The organism is Streptomyces calidiresistens (assembly GCF_014141525.1).
GTDB lineage: Bacteria > Actinomycetota > Actinomycetes > Streptomycetales > Streptomycetaceae > Streptomyces > Streptomyces calidiresistens.
This window is the reverse complement of sequence record NZ_VKHS01000954.1, coordinates 1-1,856: the sequence shown is the minus strand read 5'-3', so window position 1 is coordinate 1,856 and position 1,856 is coordinate 1. Positions and strand designations below refer to the sequence as shown.

2 protein-coding genes are annotated in these 1,856 nt (G+C 74.0%); both read left to right on the top strand.

What is annotated here, in order from left to right; all coding sequences use genetic code 11:
• The first annotated feature begins 80 nt into the window (after positions 1-80).
• A complete protein-coding gene (locus FOE67_RS24495; RefSeq protein ID WP_323385421.1) occupies positions 81-566 on the top strand; it encodes a carboxymuconolactone decarboxylase family protein in 486 nt (161 codons plus the stop codon).
• A complete protein-coding gene (locus FOE67_RS24490; protein ID WP_182667002.1) occupies positions 563-1,816 on the top strand; it encodes an MFS transporter in 1,254 nt (417 codons plus the stop codon). The genes FOE67_RS24495 and FOE67_RS24490 overlap by 4 nt, the downstream gene beginning before the upstream one ends.
• The last annotated feature ends 40 nt before the right edge of the window (positions 1,817-1,856 follow it).

Genomic DNA, 1,856 nt, shown 5'->3' with positions numbered 1-1,856 from the left:
GGATGCCGGGGAAATGGACCCATGGAGTGCCATGGAAATGGACCATAGCCGTGCGCCACTTCACTCCTACGGTCGATTCCGTGACCGATACCCCGAACACCCCGACCGAGCAGAGAACCCCGACCACCCCGCGCCTGGACCTTCCCGTGCTCGTCCCCGACGTGCACCGCGCGATGCTCCGCCTCCACGAGGCGGCCCGTCGCGACCTGGACCCCGCCCTGGTGGAGCTGGTCCTCATCCGCGCCTCGCAGATCAACCGCTGCGCCTTCTGCGTCGACATGCACACCCGGGACGCCCGCCGGGCGGGGGAACGTGAGGAGCGGATCCATCTCCTCACGGCGTGGGAGGAGGCCGGCGATCTGTACACCGGGCGGGAACGGGCCGCCCTGGCGCTCACCGAGGCGGTGACCGTCCTCACCGACGGGTTCGTACCCGATGGCGTGTACCGACGGGCGGCCGAACGGTTCGAGGAGGAGGAACTGGCCCGGCTCGTCTCCCTGATCGCCACGATCAACACCTGGAACCGGCTCAACGTCACCGCGCGCACCCCCCCGGCCGGGGAATGAGGGGCACGCGCACCACCGGCCCCGCCCCGGCCACCGGTTCCGCCGGGGCGCCGCCCGCCTCCACCGTCCGGTCCCTCCGGGCCCGGACGGTGCGGGGTTGGGGCGCGGTGGTCTCCGTGGCGGTGGGCATCTTCGCCCTGATGACCTCGGAGCTGTTGCCGGTGGGTCTCCTCACCCCCATCGGGTCGGAGTTCGGGGTCTCCGCCGGTACGGCCGGTCTCATGGTCACGGTGCCCGGGATCGTGGCCGCGATCTCCGCCCCCCTGATCACCGTGCTCGCCGGGCGGATCGACCGCCGGATCGTGCTCTGTGCCCTGATCGGTGTGATGGGCGCGGCCAACCTCCTCTCCTCCCTCGCCGACCACTTCTCCCTCGTCCTGGCCGCCCGGTTCCTGGTGGGTGTCGCGGTGGGTGGCTTCTGGTCCATCGCGGGCGGCATCGCGCTGCGCCTGGTTCCGGAACACCACGTGGGCCGGGCGATGGCGGTGATCTTCGGCGGTGTGGAGACGGCGACCGTGCTGGGGGTCCCGGCGGGGACGTACCTCGGCGCTCTCGCCGGGTGGCGGACCGCCTTCGCGGCCGTCGGGCTGCTCGGCCTGGCCGCCCTGGTCTGCATGGTCTTCCTGCTGCCGACCCTCCCGGCGGTGCGGGTGGTACCCCTCTCGGCGCTGCCGCGCCTGCTCCGCAACCGCCCCGCGGTGCGCAGGGGCCTCGCCCTCACCCTGCTCCTGGTGACGGGCCACTTCCTGGCCTGGACCTACCTGCGGCCGATCCTGGAGGAGCGCACCGGCGCGGACGGCGGCACGGTCGGGACCCTGCTCCTGGCGTTCGGTGTCGCCGGATTGGTCGGCAACGTGGTGGCGGGCTTCGGAGCGGCCCGGCACCCACGGGGCGCGCCGGCGGCGATCGGGGCGACGACGGCCCTCGCGGTGTGCCTGCTACCGGTGGTGAACGGGCCCGTGGGGGCGGTGCCGGTCGTCCTGGCGTGGGGGCTGGCGTACGGCGCGGTGCCGGTGACCCTCCAGACGTGGATCCTGCGGGCCGCGCCCGGGGAGACCGAGGCGGCGACCTCGCTGCACGTGTGTGCCTTCAACTTCTCGATCGCGCTGGGGGCATGGGGCGGTGGGCTGGTGGTGGACCGGTCGCCCGTTCTCGGGGTGGTGGTCCCGGCGGCGCTCCTGGTGGTGATGGCGGTGCCCGTGGCGATGGCCGCGGGCAGGTTCGCCGGGGTCGGGGCGGGACCCCCGTGACCCCCGCCCCGCGCGGAGTGCGCGGGGCGCGGGGTCGGGG